17 protein-coding genes and 1 pseudogene are annotated in these 18,936 nt (G+C 76.3%); 13 read left to right on the forward strand and 5 right to left on the reverse strand.

The window, feature by feature from the left end; genetic code table 11:
* Positions 1-134: 134 nt before the first annotated feature.
* On the reverse strand, positions 135-338 hold the full coding sequence (locus tag H505_RS0121975) for a cold-shock protein (RefSeq protein ID WP_026403702.1): 204 nt from the start codon (positions 336-338) through the stop codon (positions 135-137).
* A 448-nt stretch (positions 339-786) separates the two neighbouring features.
* Here H505_RS0121975 and H505_RS51840 point away from each other — a divergent pair.
* Both H505_RS51840 and H505_RS0121985 read left to right on the forward strand, forming a co-directional pair.
* Positions 787-1,059, forward strand: a pseudogene (locus H505_RS51840) (DUF2470 domain-containing protein); the annotation flags it as partial.
* Positions 1,045-1,695 (forward strand): biliverdin-producing heme oxygenase, encoded by a 651-nt coding sequence (locus H505_RS0121985; protein ID WP_026403704.1) that lies wholly within the window; start codon positions 1,045-1,047, stop codon positions 1,693-1,695. The pseudogene H505_RS51840 and the gene H505_RS0121985, both read left to right, overlap by 15 nt.
* Before the next feature lie 50 nt (positions 1,696-1,745).
* Here H505_RS0121985 and H505_RS0121990 read toward each other — a convergent pair whose 3' ends face one another.
* Together H505_RS0121990 and H505_RS0121995 are read right to left on the reverse strand one after the other, a co-directional pair.
* Positions 1,746-3,221: an MFS transporter gene (locus tag H505_RS0121990; protein WP_026403705.1), complete on the reverse strand. Its 1,476-nt coding sequence runs from the start codon at positions 3,219-3,221 to the stop codon at positions 1,746-1,748.
* A 148-nt stretch (positions 3,222-3,369) separates the two neighbouring features.
* Positions 3,370-3,753, reverse strand: a complete 384-nt coding sequence (locus tag H505_RS0121995; RefSeq protein WP_026403706.1) for a DUF6223 family protein — start codon at positions 3,751-3,753, stop codon at positions 3,370-3,372.
* 215 nt (positions 3,754-3,968) lie between these two features.
* Here H505_RS0121995 and H505_RS0122000 point away from each other — a divergent pair, with 215 nt between their 5' ends.
* The 10 genes from H505_RS0122000 (at position 3,969) to H505_RS0122045 (ending at position 15,073) form a co-directional block, all read left to right on the forward strand.
* Complete coding sequence (locus H505_RS0122000; protein WP_026403707.1) at positions 3,969-5,078, forward strand: sensor histidine kinase; 1,110 nt, start codon at positions 3,969-3,971, stop codon at positions 5,076-5,078.
* Positions 5,075-5,737, forward strand: coding sequence for a response regulator (locus H505_RS0122005; protein ID WP_026403708.1), 663 nt, complete (start codon positions 5,075-5,077; stop codon positions 5,735-5,737). The genes H505_RS0122000 and H505_RS0122005 overlap by 4 nt, the downstream gene beginning before the upstream one ends.
* Positions 5,738-6,220: 483 nt before the next feature.
* Entirely contained in the window at positions 6,221-7,327 is a 1,107-nt protein-coding gene (locus H505_RS0122010; protein WP_026403709.1) for a DegT/DnrJ/EryC1/StrS family aminotransferase, read from the forward strand.
* Complete coding sequence (locus tag H505_RS0122015; RefSeq protein ID WP_026403710.1) at positions 7,324-8,340, forward strand: Gfo/Idh/MocA family protein; 1,017 nt, start codon at positions 7,324-7,326, stop codon at positions 8,338-8,340. Before H505_RS0122010 ends, H505_RS0122015 begins: the two co-directional genes overlap by 4 nt.
* Before the next feature lie 52 nt (positions 8,341-8,392).
* Complete coding sequence (locus H505_RS43620; RefSeq protein ID WP_051301020.1) at positions 8,393-9,709, forward strand: nucleotide sugar dehydrogenase; 1,317 nt, start codon at positions 8,393-8,395, stop codon at positions 9,707-9,709.
* A 59-nt stretch (positions 9,710-9,768) separates the two neighbouring features.
* Complete coding sequence (locus tag H505_RS43625) at positions 9,769-11,370, forward strand: glycosyltransferase family 4 protein (RefSeq protein WP_211238529.1); 1,602 nt, start codon at positions 9,769-9,771, stop codon at positions 11,368-11,370.
* On the forward strand, positions 11,367-12,605 hold the full coding sequence (locus tag H505_RS43630; RefSeq protein ID WP_211238530.1) for a glycosyltransferase: 1,239 nt from the start codon (positions 11,367-11,369) through the stop codon (positions 12,603-12,605). The genes H505_RS43625 and H505_RS43630 overlap by 4 nt, the downstream gene beginning before the upstream one ends.
* Positions 12,602-13,141, forward strand: a complete 540-nt coding sequence (locus H505_RS43635; RefSeq protein ID WP_051301021.1) for a hypothetical protein — start codon at positions 12,602-12,604, stop codon at positions 13,139-13,141. The genes H505_RS43630 and H505_RS43635 overlap by 4 nt, the downstream gene beginning before the upstream one ends.
* Positions 13,142-13,148: 7 nt before the next feature.
* Positions 13,149-14,504 carry a glycosyltransferase gene (locus H505_RS0122040; RefSeq protein WP_026403711.1) on the forward strand — a complete coding sequence of 452 codons (1,356 nt, stop codon included), beginning with the start codon at positions 13,149-13,151 and terminating at the stop codon, positions 14,502-14,504.
* Positions 14,501-15,073: a hypothetical protein gene (locus H505_RS0122045; RefSeq protein WP_157433085.1), complete on the forward strand. Its 573-nt coding sequence runs from the start codon at positions 14,501-14,503 to the stop codon at positions 15,071-15,073. Before H505_RS0122040 ends, H505_RS0122045 begins: the two co-directional genes overlap by 4 nt.
* Before the next feature lie 6 nt (positions 15,074-15,079).
* Here H505_RS0122045 and H505_RS0122050 read toward each other — a convergent pair whose 3' ends face one another.
* Together H505_RS0122050 and H505_RS43640 are read right to left on the reverse strand one after the other, a co-directional pair.
* Entirely contained in the window at positions 15,080-15,682 is a 603-nt protein-coding gene (locus H505_RS0122050; protein ID WP_026403713.1) for an acyltransferase, read from the reverse strand.
* A 59-nt stretch (positions 15,683-15,741) separates the two neighbouring features.
* Complete coding sequence (locus H505_RS43640; RefSeq protein WP_051301022.1) at positions 15,742-17,808, reverse strand: ATP-binding protein; 2,067 nt, start codon at positions 17,806-17,808, stop codon at positions 15,742-15,744.
* A gap of 251 nt (positions 17,809-18,059) precedes the next feature.
* Between H505_RS43640 and H505_RS43645 the strand changes: the two genes are divergently transcribed.
* Positions 18,060-18,896 (forward strand): ABC transporter ATP-binding protein, encoded by an 837-nt coding sequence (locus H505_RS43645; RefSeq protein ID WP_051301023.1) that lies wholly within the window; start codon positions 18,060-18,062, stop codon positions 18,894-18,896.
* The last annotated feature ends 40 nt before the right edge of the window (positions 18,897-18,936 follow it).

Consider the following 18,936-nt stretch of genomic DNA (forward strand, 5'->3'; position numbering starts at 1 on the left):
CGTCGGCGGGGACGTCGATACGTAGCGAGGTGCCGCACACGGCATCACGCATTGATCGGCGCCGGGGTGCTTCCGGGGCCGGAAACGCGGACGGGCCCCGGGTGGGTACCCGGGGCCCGTCGCGAGGTCGTGCGTCAGCCGATGGTGATGTTCTCGGCCTGCAGGCCCTTCTGGCCCTGGGTGACGTCGAAGGTCACCTTCTGGCCCTCCTGCAGCTCGCGGAAGCCCTGCGCCGCGATGTTGCTGTAGTGCGCGAACACGTCGGCGCCGCCGTCGTCCTGCGCGATGAAGCCGAAGCCCTTTTCGGCGTTGAACCACTTCACGGTACCGGTAGCCATGATCGTCTCCTTCATGGTTCTCTCCCGGCCCGCACCTTGCGGGCTCGGGTCGCCGCGTCGAACCCATCCGGAGAATCCAGATCAACAAAAAATGCGCCCGAGGTGGAAACCCTCAGGCGCATGCAAGAGTCTATGGGAACCGCAACTTTGAGTCAGCCTACCACACGCCTCCCGAGTGGTGGGTCAACACGCGTGTCACCCGGCGCGGCGGCGGAGATCCGCGGAGCCGACGCCGCCGCGAGGCCGCCGTGCGCGGCGCCCTACGTATCCTGGCGGGCAGTATGTACGAATTGTTCGCTGAGACCGTGGTCAGCCCCGGGCTCGGCGACCGTGCCTTCGCCCGCGACGCCTCCACCGCGTTCTTTCTGGCCGCGACCTGCCCCTCGCCACCGAAAGCCGTCGGGTCGCCGCGTGCGGCCCGCCCGGCCGCCCCCTCCGAGGAGACGCCATGACCACCACCGACCCGTTCACCCCGGACGTCGTCGCCGCCATCGCCCGCCACATGAACGACGACCACGCCGCCGACTCGGTGCTGATCGTCCGGACGCTCGGCGGCGAGCCCGACGCCGAGTCCGCCGCGATGACCGGGCTGGACGCCGACGGCGCCGACTTCGCCGTCCGGGCGGGCGGGCGCGACGTCGCCGTCCGGATCCCGTGGAGCCGCCGCCTCACCGAGCGCGCCGAGGTCCGCGCGGAGGTCGTCCGGATGTACCAGGAGGCGCGCCGCACCGCCGAGCCGTTCTCGGTCCGGCTGCGCACCGCGACCCGCGCCGACCACGGCGACACCGAGAGCACCCCCTACATGACGGCGCTCCTCGACGGCCGCCTCACCCCCGACCAGTACGGCGCCCTCATCGGGCAGCTCCACTTCGTCTACGACGTCCTGGAGCGGGCCGCCGACCACCTGCGGGACGACCCGGTCGCGGCGCGGTTCGACCTCGCTGGGCTCCGCCGCCTCCCCGGGCTCGAAGCCGACCTCGTCCACTTCCACGGCCCGGACTGGGCGTCCCGGATCGAGCCCGGCGACGCCACCGCCGCCTACTGCGCGCGGCTCCGCGAGGTCTGCTTCGACTGGCCGGGCGGTTTCGTCGCGCACCACTACACCCGCTACCTCGGCGACCTGTCCGGCGGCCAGGCCATCGGCGCCCGCGTCGCCCGCGCCTACGGCCTCGACCGCGACGGCGTCCGGTTCTACCACTTCGACGAGAAGCCGAAGGTGCTGAAGGAGCGCTACCGCGCCCTCCTGGACGCCGCGCCGTGGAGCCCCGCCGAGCAGGACCGCGTCATCGGCGAGGTCCGCACCGCGTACCGGCTGAACGCCGACCTGGCCGCCGCGCTCGACGCGACCCTGGGGTGACCGGGACCGGGCGCCCGCTTCGGGCGCCCGGTCCTCCGCCCGTCCCCCGTTCAGGCGTGCACCGCGACCGCGGGCGCGTCCTCGGGGGCGTCCTCCCGGCGGGGGCGCGGCGCGTTCATCAGCAGGCCGACGGCCAGCGCCCCGGCCAGCATGATCCCGGCGGCCCACGCGCCCGCCACCTGGAAGCCCTCGACCACGGCCTGCCCGGCGGCGGCCGGGCCGTGCTCGGCCAGGTGGTCGGCGGTCGCGCCGGTCGCGATGGTGTTGAGCAGCGCCGTGCCGATCGACGCGCCGATCTGCTGCGCGGTGTTGACCCCGGCCGACGCCACGCCGGTGTCGTCCGGGTGCACGCCGCGGGTGGCGTAGTTGAGGGCCGTCGGCAGGATCATCCCCGCCCCGAAGCCGAACAGCAGCAGCGACACCAGCACCCCGCCCGCGTAGCCGCCGCCGACCTCCAGCCTGAGCATCCACAGCATGCCGCAGGAGCCGATGAGCATGCCCGGCACGACCAGCGCCCGCGGCGGGACCCGCGGCAGCAGCCGGGTGGTCAGCCCGCCGGCCGACACCAGCACCGCCGTCACCATCGGCAGGAACGCGACGCCCGTCCGGACCGGCGAGTACCCCATGACGCCCTGCATGTAGTAGGTCAGGAACAGGAACGCCGCGAACATCCCGACCACGCTCAGGCCGACGGCCAGGTAGGCGGCGCCCCGCGTGCGGTCGGCGACGAGGCGCGGCGGCAGCAGCGGGTGCGGGACCCGACGCTCCACCAGTGCGAACACCGCCAGCAGCAGCGCCCCGCCCGCCAGCAGGCCGGTGACCGTCGGCGAACCCCATCCGCTGGACTCGGCGCGCCCCGCCGCGTACACGATCGCGACGAGCCCGCCGGTGACCAGCAGGACGCCCGGCACGTCGAACCGGGCCCCGCCCGCGCGCCGCGACTCCGCCAGGACCCCGATCCCGCCGACCGCCGCGACCAGCGCGAGCGGGACGTTGATGTACATGCACCAGCGCCAGTCCAGGTACTGGGTCAGCGCCCCGCCGGCCAGCAGCCCCACCGCGCCGCCCGCCGCGGAGATCGCGCCCCAGATGCCGAACGCCTTGGCGCGCTCGTCCGGCCGGGTGAACGTCACCGTCAGCAGCGACAGCGCGGACGGCCCGAGCAGCGCCCCGAACGTCCCTTGCAGGACGCGCGCGACCAGCAGCGTCTCGAACCCGGACGCCGCGCCGCCCAGCATCGACGCGCCCGCGAACCCGACCAGCGCGACCAGGAAGGTCCGCCGCCGGCCGACGTGGTCGGCGATCCGGCCGCCGAGCAGCAGCAGCCCGCCGAACGCGAGGGTGTACCCGGTGACGATCCACTGCCGGTCCCCGTCGGAGACCTCCAGGTCCCGCTGGATGGACGGCAGCGCGATGTTCACGACCGTGGCGTCCAGCACGATCATGAGTTGGGCCAGCCCGATGCAGAACAGCGCGGCCCAGCGGCGCGTGTCGCCCGCCGGTGCCTGCGCCTTCGTGGTTGCCATGACCTCGTCCTCGCTCGTGGTCCCGTGCGCCGCCCCCCGCCGGCGGCGCTCCGACGCACACGAGACGCCGCCGCCCCGCACCCTGTGACGAACCCCCTCTGTGACCTGCGCCACCCCGCCGCCGGGACCGGACGCGCGGGCGGGCGGGTCAGCCGGCGCGGCGGATCCGGGCGAGCGCCAGCCCGCCGAGGGCCGTCGCCGCCAGGCCGACCAGCAGCGCCACGTAGGCGCCGCCGAGGCCGTTGCCGGTGCCGACGCCGCCGTCGGCGGTCGCGGCGACCACCGCGCCGGCGGCCATGCAGGACGGTCCCGCGACGAGCGCCGCGAGGGCGCCGCGCCGCGGGTTCCCGGTTCCGGGGCGGCGGACCGCGCGAGCGAGGGCGAGCCCGCCGAGCACCGCGCCGGCGAGCCCGACGAGCCCCGCGACGCTGGACGCGAGCCGCCCGGCGGACAGGGTGTAGGCGTCGGCGGCGGCGGGCTGCGCCAGGACGCGCGCGAGCGGCGACGCGGTGAGAACGGTCAGGAGCGACATGGCTGCTTCCTCTCCCTCGAATGGACGTGTGCCGATCGTCCCCGCCGGGACGTGCGCCCGTCGTCCGGCGAGCGCGGACAATCCGGGCTGCCGTCCGTGCCGCATCCGGCTACCGCGCAGGGCGCGGAAGCCGCGCGGGTACCGCGGGCGCGGTAGCCGGACGATCGTCCCGGCGCAGGAGTCGCCCGCGCGGGGCGGCCGGTTAGTGTTCGCGCATGAGCGGGAGGCGGATCGGGGTCACCGACGGGGCGATCGCCGCGGGCACGGCCGCGATCCTGCTGGTGACCGGACTGGCGGAGCGGCCCGGCACGGGCCTCGACGCGCTCGGCGGCGCGCTGCTGGTCGCCGCCGGCGCGCTGCTCGCGGCGCGGCGGCGCCACCCGGTGCCGGTGCTGGCCCTCACCGGGCTGTGCTCGGCGGGGTACCAGGCGGCCGGTTTCGACGTGCCCGCCGTCGCGTTCCTCGTCGCGGTGTACGCGGCCGTCCGGGCCGGGCACCGCGCCGCCACGGCGGCGGCGAGCCTCGCGATGATGGCGGCGCTCCCCCTCGCGGCCCTGGCCTCCGGCCCGCCCGACGCGGCGGAGGTGCTCGCGCGGGCGCGCGGCGCGCTGGAGCTGGCCTGGCTGATCGCCGCGGCGGCCGCGGGGGAGGCGCTGCGGCAGGCCGAGCGGCGCGCCGACGAGGCGGAACGCACCCGCGAGGAGGTCGCGCGGCACCGCGCCGCCGACGAGCGGCTGCACATCGCCCGCGAGCTGCACGACTCGCTCACCCACCAGATCTCGATCGTCAAGGTGCAGGCCGAGGTCGCCGTGCATGTGGCCCGCAAGCGCGGCGAGCACGTGCCGGAGGCCCTGCTGGCGATCCAGGAGGCCGCCCGCGAGGCCACCCGGGAGCTGCGCGCGACGCTGGAGGCGCTGCGCGACGACGACACCGCCCCGCCGCGCGGGCTCGACCACGTCCCCGACCTGGTGGAGCGGGCCCGCGCCATCGGCCTGGACGCGACGCTGACGATCGAGGGGCGGCGCCGCGACGTGCCCGCCGCGGTGGAGCGCACCGTCTACCGGATCGTCCAGGAGTCGCTCACCAACGTCGCCCGGCACGCGGGCGCCGCCGCGGCGTCCGTCCGGATCGACTGCCGCCCGGACGGCCTCGCGGTGCGCGTCGCCGACGACGGCACCGCGGCGCCGGGCACGGTCGCGGCGCCCGGCATCGGGCTGCTGGGCATGCGGGAGCGGGTCGCCGCCCTCGGCGGTCGGCTGAGCGCGGGACCGCGGGGCGAGGGAGGATTCGTCGTGCACGCCGAACTGCCGGTGGACCCGTCGTGATCCGCGTCCTGCTGGTCGACGACCAGCCGCTGATCCGCAGCGGGTTCCGCGCGCTCCTCGACCTGGAGGACGACATCGCCGTGGTGGCCGAGGGCGGCGACGGCGCCGAGGGGCTCGCGCTGGCCCGGGAGCACCGGCCGGACGTCGCGCTCGTCGACGTCCGGATGCCGGTCGTCGACGGCATCGAGGCGACCCGGCGCATCGCCGCGGACCCGTCCCTCGCGGGGGTGCACGTCGTCATCCTGACCAACTACGGCATGGACGAGTACGTCTTCGACGCGCTGCGCGCCGGGGCCGCCGGGTTCCTCGTCAAGGACATCGTGCCGGAGGACCTGCTGCACGCCGTGCGGGTCGCCGCGCGCGGCGACGCGCTGCTCGCCCCGTCGATCACCCGCAAGCTCATCGACCGGTACGTCGCCCACCCGCTCGACGGCGGCACCGGCGCGGGCCTGGACGGGCTGACGGCGCGCGAGCGCGAGGCCGTCGCCCTGGTCGCGCGCGGCCTGTCGAACGACCAGATCGCCGAACGCATGGTGATCAGTCCGATGACCGCCAAGACGCACGTCAACCGGGCCATGAGCAAGCTGCACGCGCGCGACCGCGCGCAGCTCGTCATCCTCGCCTACGAGTCGGGACTGGTGACCCCGCGCGACCGCTGACGCCCGTCCGGCCGGCGCATTCGGGAAAAGGGGCGGGGCGGGGCGGTCGAGCAATTTACGGTTCGGCGACGAGCGAGCGAATGCACGGTTAAGGCCGGGCAGAATTCCGGCGACGCGACCGCGAAATGCAGGCGAATATCGGATGACGTTCGGACGGTTCGCAGAAGTAAGCGCCGAGGACGTTCCCGTTCGTGCGCGGCGAAGCCCGAGGGTAGCGCGGTCGGCGGGCGTCCAGCGCGCAGGTGGCGGGCGGACGAGCGCCGGGGCGCGCGGCCGCGCAGGCGATCGAAATGGCTCGGTCGCGAATTTTTCATGTGTCCGTACAGGCTCGGCCGTAAATGGGCAACAATGCTTTAAGGTGCGTGCTGCGCGCTCGGCGCTTTAGTTACAATCCGACCGTTAAGCGAGACTTTCCAGGTCCGCGCCGCCGCCGCGTGCTCTTTTCCGAGGGCCCCGCACGGCCGCCGCAATGAGGAGCTGCCCATGCCCGAGGAATCCGGGGAACCCGTTCCCGCGGCGCGACCGGTGATCGGCGACGCGGAGATCGACGCCGTGGTCCGGGTGCTGCGCGGCGGACGGGTCGTCCAGGGGCCGGAGGTCGCCGCGTTCGAGGAGGAGTTCTCCGCGCTGGTGGCCGGACGCCACTGCGTCGCGGTCAACTCGGGGACGTCGGCGCTGCACCTGGCGCTGCTGGCGCTGGGCATCGGGCCCGGCGACGAGGTGATCGTGCCGTCGTTCACGTTCGCGGCGACGGCGAACGCGGTGCGGCTGGCCGGCGCGGAGCCGGTGTTCGCCGACATCGAGCCGGGCTCGTTCTGCCTCGATCCGGACGCCGCCGCGGCGATGATCACGCACCGCACCGCGGCGGTCATGCCCGTGCACCTGTACGGGCATCCGGCGGCAATGGACCGGTTCGCGGCGCTCGCCGGGCGGCACGGCCTGGCGCTGGTCGAGGACGCGGCGCAGGCGCACGCGGCGAGCCTGGACGGCGTCCCGGCCGGGGCGCTCGGCACGGCGGGCTGCTTCAGCTTCTACCCGACGAAGAACATGCACACCCTGGAGGGCGGCATGGTCACGACGGCGGACGCCGGGACGGCGCGGACGCTGCGGCTGCTGCGCAACCAGGGCATGGCGGAGCGGTACGCCAACGAGATCGTCGGGGCGAACCTGCGGCTGACGGACGTCGCGGCGGCCGTCGGACGGGTGCAGCTCGGGCGGCTCGCGGAGTGGACCGAGCGGCGCCGGGCGAACGCGGCCTTCCTCGACGCGAAGCTCACCGGGGCGGTGCCGCCGCCGGTCGCCGCGGGGGCGCGGCACGTCTACCACCAGTACACGGTGCGGGTGCCGGAGGGGCGCGAGGCGATGCGCCGGCATCTGGACGGCCGCCGCATCGGCCACGCCGTCTACTACCCGACGCCCGTCCACCGGCTGCCGCCGTTCCTGCGGGACGGCGTCCCGGATCCCCGCTGGGACCTGCCGGAGACCGACCGGGCGGCGGCCGAGGCGCTGTCGCTGCCGGTGCACCCGGCCCTCACCGGGGCGGAGCTGGCGCGCGTGGCCGACGCCGTGAACGAGGGGGCCGCGGCGTGAGGGCGCTGCGGGCGGGCCTCGTGGGGTTCGGCGTGATGGGCCGCAACCACGCGCGGGTGCTGGGCTCGACGGACGGCGTCGAGCTCGCCGGGGTCGTCGACCCGCGCGGCGGGGCCGCGCCGAGCGGGGTGCCGCTGCTGGACTCGCTGGACGGGCTGCTGGCGCTCGGCGTCGACTACGCGGTGGTCGCGTGCCCGACGGCGCTGCACGAGGAGGTCGGGCTGCGGCTCGCGGAGGCGGGGGTCGCGGCGCTGATCGAGAAGCCGCTGGCCGACTCGGTGGAGGCGGCGGGACGGCTGGTGGCGGCGTTCGAGTCGCGGGGGCTGGTCGCGGGCGTCGGGCACATCGAGCGGTACAACCCGGCGCTGCAGAGCATGCGGGCGCGGCTGGAGGCGGGCGAGCTGGGCGAGGTGTTCCAGGTGGTGACGCGCCGCCAGGGACCGTTCCCGCACCGGATCTCCGACGTCGGCGTCGTGAAGGACCTCGCGACCCACGACATCGACCTGACCGCGTGGGTGACCGGCCAGGACTACGTGTCGGTGTCCGCGCACACGGTGGCGCGCAGCGGCCGCCCGCACGAGGACATGGTGGCCGCCGTGGGGCGCCTCGCGGACGGCTCGATGGTGAACCACCTCGTGAACTGGCTGAGCCCGCTGAAGGAGCGGACGGCGGTGGTGACGGGGGAGCGCGGCTGCTTCGTCGCCGACACGCTCACCGCCGACCTGACGTTCCACGCGAACGGCGAGGTCAGCAACGAGTGGGAGGCGCTGCGCAACTTCCGCGGCGTCTCGCAGGGCGACATGGTCCGCTACGCGATCCCGAAGCCGGAGCCGCTGCGGGTCGAGCACGAGCGGTTCCGGGACGCCGTCCGCGCCGGCGGCGGGACGGGCGGGATCGTCACGCTGCGGCAGGCGCTGCGGACGGTGGAGGTGTCGGCGGCGGTGCTGGAGTCGGCGGAGACGGGCGAGACGGTCGCGCTGAAGGCGCCGTCGGAGGTGCTGGGTGTCGGCTGAGACGGGACGCGGGACGGGACGCGGGACGGGAAGCGGGACGGGAAGGCGGAGCATGCGGATCTGCGTGGTCGCGCTCGGCAAGATCGGGCTCCCGCTGGCGGTGCAGTTCGCCCGCCGGGGCCACCGGGTGGTCGGCGCGGACGTGGACGCGCGGGTGGTGGCCGACGTGAACGCCGGCCGGGAGCCGTTCCCCGGCGAGGCCGGCCTGGGCCGGTACCTCGCCGAGACGGTCGGGGACGGGCGGCTGACCGCGACGACGGACACCGCGGCGGCGGTCGCCGGGTCCGAGGCGGTCGTGGTGGTGGTGCCGCTGTTCGTCGGCGCGGACGGCGCGCCCGACTTCGGCTGGATGGACGACGCGACGCGCGCCGTCGCGCGGGGGCTGCGCCCGGGGACGCTCGTCAGCTACGAGACGACGCTGCCCGTCGGGACGACGCGGACCCGGTGGGCGCCGATGCTCGCCGAGGGGTCGGGCCTGGCGGCGGGCACGGACTTCCACCTGGTGTTCAGCCCCGAGCGGGTGCTGACCGGCCGGGTGTTCGCGGACCTGCGGCGCTACCCGAAGCTCGTCGGCGGCATCGACGACGCGTCCGCCCGGCGCGGCGCGGAGTTCTACGAGCGGGTGCTGGAGTTCGACGAGCGGCCCGACCTCGACCGCCCGAACGGCGTGTGGGACCTGGGGTCGGCGGAGGCCGCCGAGCTGGCGAAGCTGGCGGAGACCACGTACCGGGACGTCAACATCGGGCTCGCGAACCAGTTCGCCCGGTACGCGGGCGAGATCGGCGTGGACGTCATGAAGGTGATCGACGCCTGCAACACGCAGCCCTACAGCCACATCCACCGGCCGGGCATCGCGGTCGGCGGGCACTGCATCCCGGTCTATCCGCGCATGTACCTGTGGAACGACCCGGACGCGACGGTCGTCCGGGCGGCCCGGAACGCCAACGCCGCGATGCCCGGGTACGCGGCGGGGCTGCTCGCCGGCGCGTACGGCGACCTGACGGGCGCGCCGGTGCTGGTGCTCGGCGCGGCGTACCGCGGCGGCGTCAAGGAGACCGCGTTCTCCGGCGTCTTCCCGACGGTCGAGGCGCTGCGCGCCCGCGGAGCCGTCCCGTACGTCTCCGACCCGATGTACACGGCGGACGAGCTGGACGCGCTGGGCCTGCCGCCGCACCGGGGCGAGCCCGTGACGGCCGCGATCGTCCAGGCCGACCACGCCGAGTACCGCACGCTCGGCTCGTCCGACTTCCCCGGGGTGAAGGTGCTGGTGGACGGCCGCCGCGTGACCGACGCGGCCCGCTGGGCGGGCGTGGCCCGCGTCGTCATCGGCGCCCCGGCCGCGGGGACCGACCGCGGGACGCCGCCCTAGGCGGCCCGCCCGTGCCGGGCACCGCCGGACCACTGGAGAACGGACCACTGGAGAACCGAATGCAACCCGAAGACCGGACGGCTCCCGCCGCGCCGCGCGGCCGCGTCGTCATGCTCGTCGACAACGACGTCGCGCGCGACTCCCGGGTGCAGAAGGCGGCGACGTCCGCCGCCGACGCGGGGTGGGACGTGCACCTCCTCGGCTGCACCGGCGGCCCGCCGCGGAGCTGGGAGCTGGGCGGCGCGCACGTGCGCCTCGTGCAGCTCCGGCACATGCTGGTGCCGGGGAAGCGGCCCGGCGTGCTGCGGGCGACGCTGCGCCGCCCGCTCGCCTACGGGCACCCGACCGCGGCCGACTACCGGCGCCGGCTCGTCCAGTCCCGGCGGGCCGACCTGGCGGCGAGCCGGCTGGAGCCGGGGGCGGGGCCGCCGCGGAAGGGCTGGCTGCTGGCGCGGCGGGCCGCGGCGAAGGCGCAGGCCCGGTGGGTCGCGGTGCGGGCCCGGCAGACCGACGCGCTCGCGGCGGCCCGCAAGAACCGCGACTCGCCGCTGGAGCGGCTGGCGATCCGGTACTGGCAGGCGCTGCTCGGCGACCGGGCCTGGCGCGTCCTCGACCGCAACCTGTGGGACTGGGACAGCGCGTACAAGAACGTCATCGACGAGCTCGACCCGGACATCATCCACGCGAACGACTTCCGGATGCTCGGCGTCGGGGCGCGGGCGGCGCGGCGGGCCCGCGCGCGGGGGCGGGCGACGAAGCTGGTCTGGGACGCGCACGAGTTCCTGCCCGGCATCCGGCCGTGGGGCACCGGGCCGCGCTGGCTCGCCGCGATGTGCGCGCACGAGCGCGAGTACGCGGGCGACGCCGACGCGGTGCTGACGGTGTCGGAGGCCCTCGCGGACCGGCTCGTCGAGGGGCACGGCCTGCGCGAGCGGCCGACCGTCGTGCTGAACGCCCCGGTCACCGAGGCGGCGCGGGCGGGCGGCGATCCGGTCCCGGACATGCGGGAGCTGTGCGGCGTCGGCCCGGACGTCCCGATCGCCGTCTACAGCGGCAGCGCGTCCGTGCAGCGCGGCCTCGGCATCATGATCGAGACGCTGCCGCGGCTGCCGGGCCTGCACGTCGCGCTGGTCGTCGCGACCGCGCGGTCCGAGTACGTCCGGGGGCTCGCCGCGCGCGCCGCCGCGCTCGGCGTGGACGACCGGGTGCACGTCCTGCCGTACGTGCCGTTCGACCAGGTCGTCCCGTTCCTGGCGGCGGCCGACTTCGGCGTCGTCCCGATCCACCACTGGCCGAACCACGAGATCGCGCTGATCACGAAGTTCTTCGAGTACTCGCACGCGCGGCTGCCGATCGTCGTCAGCGACGTCCGGGCGATGGGCGACATGGTGAAGAACACCGGGCAGGGCGAGGTGTTCCGCGCCGAGGACCCGGACGACTACGTGCGGGCCGTCGAGGCGGTGCTCGGCGACCCGGGGCGGTACCGGGCCGTGTACGACGAGCGTCCCGACCTGCTCCGCGACTGGACGTGGGAGGCGCAGGCCGGGGTCCTCGACGGCGTCTACACCCGCCTGGCGCCCCGCCCCGCCCGGACGGCTCCGCCGGGCGGGGCGGGCGAGGCGCCCGGCGCGCCGCTGATCGGCGCCCGGGACCGGGCGTGACGGCGCCCGGCGACCGCGACGTCGCGGTGGTCACCCCCTGGTACCCGAACCCCCAGCAGGAGTGGGCCGGGGCGTTCGTCGAGGCGATGGTCGGCGCGACCGCGCCGGGCTGCGGCGACGTCACCGTCTACCACACCGAGGCGTGGCTGATGCGGCAGCCGCCGGAGGAGGTCGAGGCGGCCCGCGCGGCGCACCGGCGCCTGCTGCCGCTCGCGCTGCACCCGCAGCCCGCCGCGGCGGGCGCCCGGCTGCTGCGCGTCCCCGTCCCGACGGTGCCCGGATACACGTTCGCGGACCTCGCCCGCGAGCACGCCGCGTGGCTGCGGGAGGCGCTCGGCGGCGCGCCGATCCCGGCGCCGGTCGTGCACGCGCACGTCGGGCTGCGCGGCGGCTGGACCGCGCTGGAGAACGCCCGCCCGGACGCGCGCGTGTTCGTCACCGAGCACGCGTCCTTCCTCGGCAAGGTGCTGGAGCAGCCCGACTCGCGGGAGCTGTACGAGCAGGTCCTCGACCGCTGCGACGGGTTCTTCGTCGTGACGGACGTGCTGCGGGACCTGCTCGCCGCCGCGTTCCCGGCGCTCGCCGGGAAGATCCGGCCGATCGCGAACCCGGTCTCGTTCGCGGCGCCGCGGCGCCGTCCCGTCACCGCGCTGCGCCGCTGGCTGTACGTCGGCACGCTCGTCGAGCGCAAGGGCGTCGGCCCGCTGCTGGAGGCGTTCGCCGCGTGCCGCGCCGAGGACCCCGGGCTGACGCTGACCGTGGCCGGGACGGGCGCGCTGGCGGGGCCCCTCGCGGAGCGCGCCGCCGAACTCGGCGTCGCCGGCGCGGTGTCGTTCCTCGGCGCCGTCGCCCCGGACCGGGCGGCGCGGCTGATGCGCGAGCACGACCTGCTCGTGCACGCGGCCCGCTACGAGACGTTCGGCGTGACGGTCGTCGAGGCGGTCGCGGCGGGCCTGCCGGTGCTCGTCACCCGCTGCGGCGGCCCCGAGCGGACGCTCGCGGGCGTGGCGGACGCGGCCGGGGAGATGATCGACGTCACCGACGACCCGGCGGTGATCGCCGCGGGCTACCGCCGGCTCCGCGACCGCTTCCCGGACGGGCTCGACCTGCCGCGGGCCCGGGCCGTCCTGGACGGCCGCTTCGGGTACCGCACCGTCGCGGAGGCGCACCACCGGCACTGGTTTCCCGGCGCGGAGGACGCGGACGGGGACGCGGAGGAGAGGGAGGTAGCGTGAACGTCCTGTTCGTCGCGCTCGGCGCGACCCGACGGCCCGCCGTCGTCCGGGAGTCGGCGCGGGTCGTCGCGGACGGCGGCGAGGCCGCGGTGCTCGTCGGCGCCGCGTCCGCGTGGGCGCGGGAGCCGCTGCCGGACGGCGTCGACGCCGTCGAGCTGCCCGCGCTCGAACGCCGCTACCGCCCCGCCGCGGTGCGGATCCCGCTGTACCGGCTGCCGCGGCTGCTGGTCCGCGCGTGCCTGCCCGGCCCGCTGCGCGGGCTCGGGAACCGGATCGACGCCGCGTACCGGCGGCGCGTCGCCCGCCCGGTCGACCGGCTGCTGGCCCGCGCCTACCGCCGCGACCCGGCCGCGGTCCGGCGCCGGGTGTTCGAGCGCGAGGTGCTGCGCCGCCGCGCGGTCGACCTCGTCGTCGTCGGCGACCCGCAGTCGCTGGTGACGGCGTCCGAACTGGCGGACGTCATCGCGGGCGCGGGCGCGCGGCTGGCCTACTCCATCGCCCCCGACCGGCCGCGGGCCGGGTACGCCGGAGGATGACCCCCGCATGACCGAACGCCGCCCCCGGCTGCTCTACCTCGCGTTCTACTTCCCCCCGTCCCGCGCCAGCGGCGTGTACCGGCCCCGCGCGACCGCGAACCGGCTGACCGAGCTGGGCTGGGACGTCACGGTGTTCGCGGCGCCCCTGCCGTTCCTGTACGACACGATCGGCTCGGTCGACGACGGGCTGCTGGCCACGATCGACCCGCGCGTCACGATCGTCCGCCCGGACCTGAACCGGTTCGTGTGGCAGACGGACGTGCGCGAGTACAGCCGGTTCCGGGGGGCGTTCCCGCACCTCGCGCAGTCGGTGTACGCGTGGGGGCAGGACCACGTGTTCCCCGAGCGGTACGCGTCGTGGGCGCGCGACAGCGTCCGGAGGGCGCTGCGGCTGCACCTGCGCCGCCGGTTCGACGTCGTCCTCGCGACCGGGAACCCGTTCGCGTCGTTCGGCGCCGCGTGGGCGTTCGGGAAGGCGACCCGGACGCCGTACGTCGTCGACTACCGCGACTCCTGGACGCTCGACCAGTTCACGGAGGAGCCGCGGTTCGGCGACGGCCATCCCGCGTGGCGGTGGGAGCGCCGGATCCTGCGGTCGGCGGCGAACTCGCTGTACGTCAACGACGCGCAGCGCGCGTGGCACGCCGAGCGCTACCCGGAGGCCGCCGGCCGGATGATGACCGTCCTGAACGGGTGGGACGCCGACACGCTCCCGGCGGCGGAGCCGCCGCCCGCCGCGCGGACCGCGCCGGGCGGGCACGCGCCCCGGTTCGCGTTCGTCGGCACGGTGACGAGCGAGCAGCCGATCGAGGCGCTGGCCGAGGGGTTCGCGCGGGCCCGCGAGCACGCCGGGATGGAACGGGCGACCCTCGACCTGTACGGGTACTTCGGGTTCTTCAAGGAGTCCGACGCCGCGCTCCGCCGCCGCTTCGGCGGCGAGCCCGGCGGCGAGGACCTCGCCCCGGGCGTCCGCTACCGCGGCCCCGTCCCGAAGACGGCGCTCGCGGGCGTCTACCGGGACTCCGACGTCCTCGTGTTCCTGAACGGCGGCGGACGGTACGTCACCTCGGGGAAGATCTTCGAGTACATGGCGGCGGGACGGCCGATCGTGTCGGTGCACGCGCCCGGCTCGGCCGCCGGGGAACTGCTGCGGGACTACCCGCTGTGGTTCGACCCCGGCGGGCTCGACCCGGCGGCCGTCGCCGCGTCGATGGCGGCGGCGGCGAAGGCGGCGGCCGGCCTGGACGCCCGGCAGGTCGCCGAGGCCCGCGCCTACGCGGACCGCTTCGAACGGACCGTGGCCCTCGAACCGCTCGTGCGGCGGCTCGGCGAGCTGGCCCGGAGAGGGGAGGCGCCGGCGTGACCGGAACGCCACGGGTGATCGTCCTGGCGATGGACCCGAACCTGACCATGGACCCGCTGCCGGGCGCGGACCCGCGCGTCCAGTACCGGCGCGTCATCGGGCTCGCCGGCCACTTCGCCGAGGAGGGCGCCGAGGTCCACGTGGTGACCGCCGAACCGGACGGCTGGGACGCCCTGGACGGCCGGGCGCGCCTGCACCGGCTGGACGGCGCCGAGGCGCGGCACCCGCTGCCGCGGCTGGAGCACGCGCTGGTGGTCCGGGTGCCGCGGCTCCTCGCGCGTCCGGTGCGGCGGCTCGGCCGCCCCGGCGCCCGCATGGACCGCGCGCGCAGCACGGCCTCCACCGCCGTCCACCGGCGCGCGTTCCTGCCGTTCTACCGGCACGCCCGGCCGCTCGTGCTGGCCCGCGCCGCGCGCCGCGGGTTCCTCCGCGAGGCCGCGGCGGCACCGGTCGCCCGCGTCATCGTGATGGACCGGACGTCCGTGCCGCTCGCCCGCCGGCTCGCCCGCCTGCACCCGGACGCCGTCGTCACGACCCGGCAGGACCGGAACCTGCACGCCAAGCCGTGACCCGCGTCAGCGCTTCTTCTCGGTCAGCGCGCCGGACGCCTCCACGTAGACCTCGCCCGTGCTCGGGCACTCCCACGCGCCCGGCTCGTCCGGCCGCTCCGCCAGCCGGACCCCGGCCCGCCCCACCCAGCCGATCCGGCGCGCCGGGACGCCCGCGACGAGCGCGAAGTCGGGGACGTCGCGGGTGACCACCGCGCCCGCCGCGACCATCGCCCACCGCCCGACCCGCACCGGCGCGACGCACACGCTGCGCGCGCCGAGCGACGCGCCCGCGGCGACGTGCACCCCGACGGCCTCCCAGTCCGCGGCGCGCTTCAGCCGGCCGTCCGGGTCCACCGCGCGCGGCGCCCGGTCGTTGGTGAGGACGACCGCGGGCCCGACGAACACGCCGTCCTCCAGCACGGCCGGCTCGTAGACGAGCGCGTGGTTCTGCAGCTTCACGCTGTCGCCGATCCGCACCCCCGCCCCGACGTACGCGCCGCGCCCCACGATGCAGCCCGCGCCGAGCCGGGCGCCCTCGCGGATCTGCGCGAGGTCCCACACGGTCGTCCCGTCCCCGATCTCGGCGGACGGGTCGACCTGGGCGCTCGGCAGGATGCGATGGTTCATGCGGCCAACCTAGGTCCGCGGCCTGAACGGGGCGTGTCCGGTGGATGGCGGTCCGTCGGTCAGGGCCAGGCGGAGTGGAGGCCGGTGCGGAAGAGGGTCGCCATCGGCTCCTCGCCGAGGGCGGCGGCGATGGACTTCTCGCAGTCGCGGCGGGCCTGCGCGAGCCGGGGCGCGGTGCAGCGGGCGCGGCCGCCGTCGGGCGCCCACAGCCGGGTGCTGACGCCGAGCAGGACGGCGGCGCGCTCGTGGGCTCCGTCGAGCTGGTCGGCGATCGCGATGACCTCCAGGTTGAGGGCCATGTTGGACGCGTCGTGGAGCAGCTTGAAGCTCTCGAAGGCGTGCCCGGCGCGGGTCGCGGCGGTGCCGTGGTCGCCGCTGAACAGGGCGACGAGCGCGTCGATGTAGTGGCCGTAGCCGCGGAACCGGTGCTCGCCGCGGCGCTCCCCGTCGCGCCGCAGGTCCTCGGCGACCGCGGACGCGGACGGGTAGTCGTCCAGGAGGACGTGCGCGAACGCGAGGGCGGCGCGCGCCGTCATCCAGGTCGCCTCCTGGAGGGGGTCGTCCCACGGTTCGGCGGCGAGGCGGCGCAGCCGCTCCACGCCCTCGGCCGGACGGCCGCTCATCGCCCGGTCGGCGGCCTCGATGCAGTCGGCGGCGCGGACGGCGGTGGGGTCGGGCGCGGCGGCGCGGCACTCGGCGACGCACCGGTCGACGCCGGCCGTGTCGCCCTGGAAGTTCATGACCGAGCCGAGGGCCCACGCGGCGCGGACCCGCAGCGGGCCGGGCGCGGTGTCGGCGTGCGCGAGGGCCCGGGCGAGGATGTCGCGGCCCGCGTGCTCGAAGGCGCACGACACCCAGACGAACCAGAGGGCGCCGGCGAACTCGAGCGCGAGCGGCCCCGGGTCGGCCAGGCACGTCTCGAGCGCCTTGCGGACCTCCGCGAACTCGCCCGAGAGCCGCCGGTGCCAGTCGACCTGCCCGGCGCGCGTCCACTCCGGGTACGCCTCGCGGGCCATGGCGAGGTAGCGGTCGCGGTGCCGCCGCTGCGTGTCCCGCTCCTCGCCGAGCGCGCCCAGCCACGACGCGCCGTACTCGCGCAGCGCCGCGGGCAGCCGGTGGCGCCCGTCCGCCCGCCGGATCATGACGGACTTCTCGACGAGCCCGTCGAGGGCGTCCGCGACGTCGGTGAGGGGGCCGCCCGCGCAGACGTCCTCGGCGGCCTCCGGCGTGAACGCCCCGGCGAACACGGCCGCGCGCGCCCACAGCAGCCGTTCGGCGGGCGTGCACAGCTCGTGGCTCCAGCCGATGGCCGTCCACAGGCCGCCGTGCGGGGCGAGGACGGGGGACCGGCCGGGCGCGGCGTCGTCCGGCGGGAGGCCGGGGTCCGCGGCGAGGTCCGCGGCGGACCGCCGGGCGAGCTGGGCCGCCGCGCGTTCGAGGGCGAGCGGCAGCCCGCCGAGGCGGCGGCACAGGGCGGTGACGGCGGCCGCGTTTCCGGGGGTGACGGCGAAGCCCGGGTCGTGCTCGCGGGCCCGTTCGGCGAGCAGCGCGGCGGACGGGCAGCGGGCCACGTCGGCGGCGTCCGCGCCGTCCGGCGGCACGGGGAGCGCCGCCAGGTCGACGACCTCCTCGCCGGGGAGGTGCAGCCGCCGCCGGCTGGTGGCGAGGACGCGGGTGCCGGGGGACGCGGCGATGATCACGGCGGCGAGCGCGGCGCAGCCCTCGACGAGGTGCTCGCAGGTGTCCAGGACGACGAGGCAGCGGCGCCCGGCGAGGTGCTCGCTGATCAGGCGGGTCTCGGGGCGGGCGGACCGGTCGCGGGCGGTCCGGTCGCGGGCGGTCCGGTCGCGGCCGCGCAGTGCGAGCGCGACGGCCCGCGGGACGTGCGCGGGGTCGACGACCTGGGCCAGCGGGACGACCCAGACGCCGTCGGGGAACCGGTCGGCGGCGTCGGCGGCGGCCCGCAGGGCGGCGTGGGACTTGCCGACGCCGGCGGTGCCGGTCACGGTGACGAGCCGGTGGAGGCGGAGCGACCGGTCGATCTCGGCGAGGTCGACGGCGCGGCCGACGAGGCTCGGGAGGTCCGGGGGAAGGTTCCCGGGGCGGCGGTCGGGCGCGATGTCCATGATCCCCCTGTGGCTGCGGAACGTGCCGGAAAGGACACAGATCGTATGGAGTGCGGCCGAGAGTGACGGGCCGATTCCGTAAAGTCATCGAACCGTAACCGTCCGGCGGGTGTGCGCGGGACCGGAACGTCGATTCCGGCATAGGGCCTTACCTGGGATGAACCGGGAGAGGGGAATAAGTTAGCCTGCCCTAACTCGCACGCGCGCGACGTGCGCGTGGACCGTTCCGTTCGAGCGTCGGGAGTGCGCACGTGGCCCCTCAAGCGACCGGCGACGTCCTGCTCGGCGTCCGCGGCCTCACGGTGGGCCACCAGGGCCGCGCCGTGCTCTCCGGCGTCGACCTGACGCTCCGGGCCGGCGCCGTCACCGTGCTCGTCGGCCCCAACGGCTGCGGCAAGTCGACGCTGCTGCGCACCGTCGCCGGACTCCAGGACGCCATCGCGGGGACGGTCGAGGTCGGCGCGGGCGCGGAGCGCGCCCCGCTGCGGTCGCTGTCGCGCCGCGACCTGTCGCGGCGGCTCGCGTTCCTCCCGCAGACGCCGCTGGTGCCCGCGGGCGTGACCGTCCGCGAGCTGGTCCGGCACGGCCGGTACGCGCACCGCGGCGCGTTCGCCCGGCACACCGCCGACGACGTCGCCGCGATCGAGTGGGCGCTCGGCGTCGGCGACGCGGCGCCGCTCGCGGACCGCCGCCTGGACGAGCTGTCGGGCGGCGAGCGGCAGCGCGCGTGGCTCGCGACCGTCCTCGCGCAGCGCGCCGGGATCCTGCTGCTCGACGAGCCCACGACGTACCTCGACCTCAAGCACCAGTTCGAGGTGCTGGACGTGGTGCGGCGGCTCGCCCGCGAGCACGGCATCGCGTGCGGCGTCGTCCTGCACGACCTGATGCAGGCCGCCGCGTACGCCGACGAGGTCGTGGTCGTCGCGGACGGCGGCGTCGCCGCGGCGGGGCCGCCCGCCGGCGTCCTGACGCCCGAGACGATCGCGCACGCGTTCGGCATCGAGGTCGACGTCGTCCGCGACCCGGCGAGCGGGCACCTCGCCTGCTTCCCCAAGCGGACCGAGCCGACCGAGCGGGCCGCCCCCTGAGCCTTCCCCCGGTAACGACCCTTTCACCTTGAGGAACCCC

It is taken from the genome of Actinomadura rifamycini DSM 43936 (assembly GCF_000425065.1).
GTDB lineage: Bacteria > Actinomycetota > Actinomycetes > Streptosporangiales > Streptosporangiaceae > Spirillospora > Spirillospora rifamycini.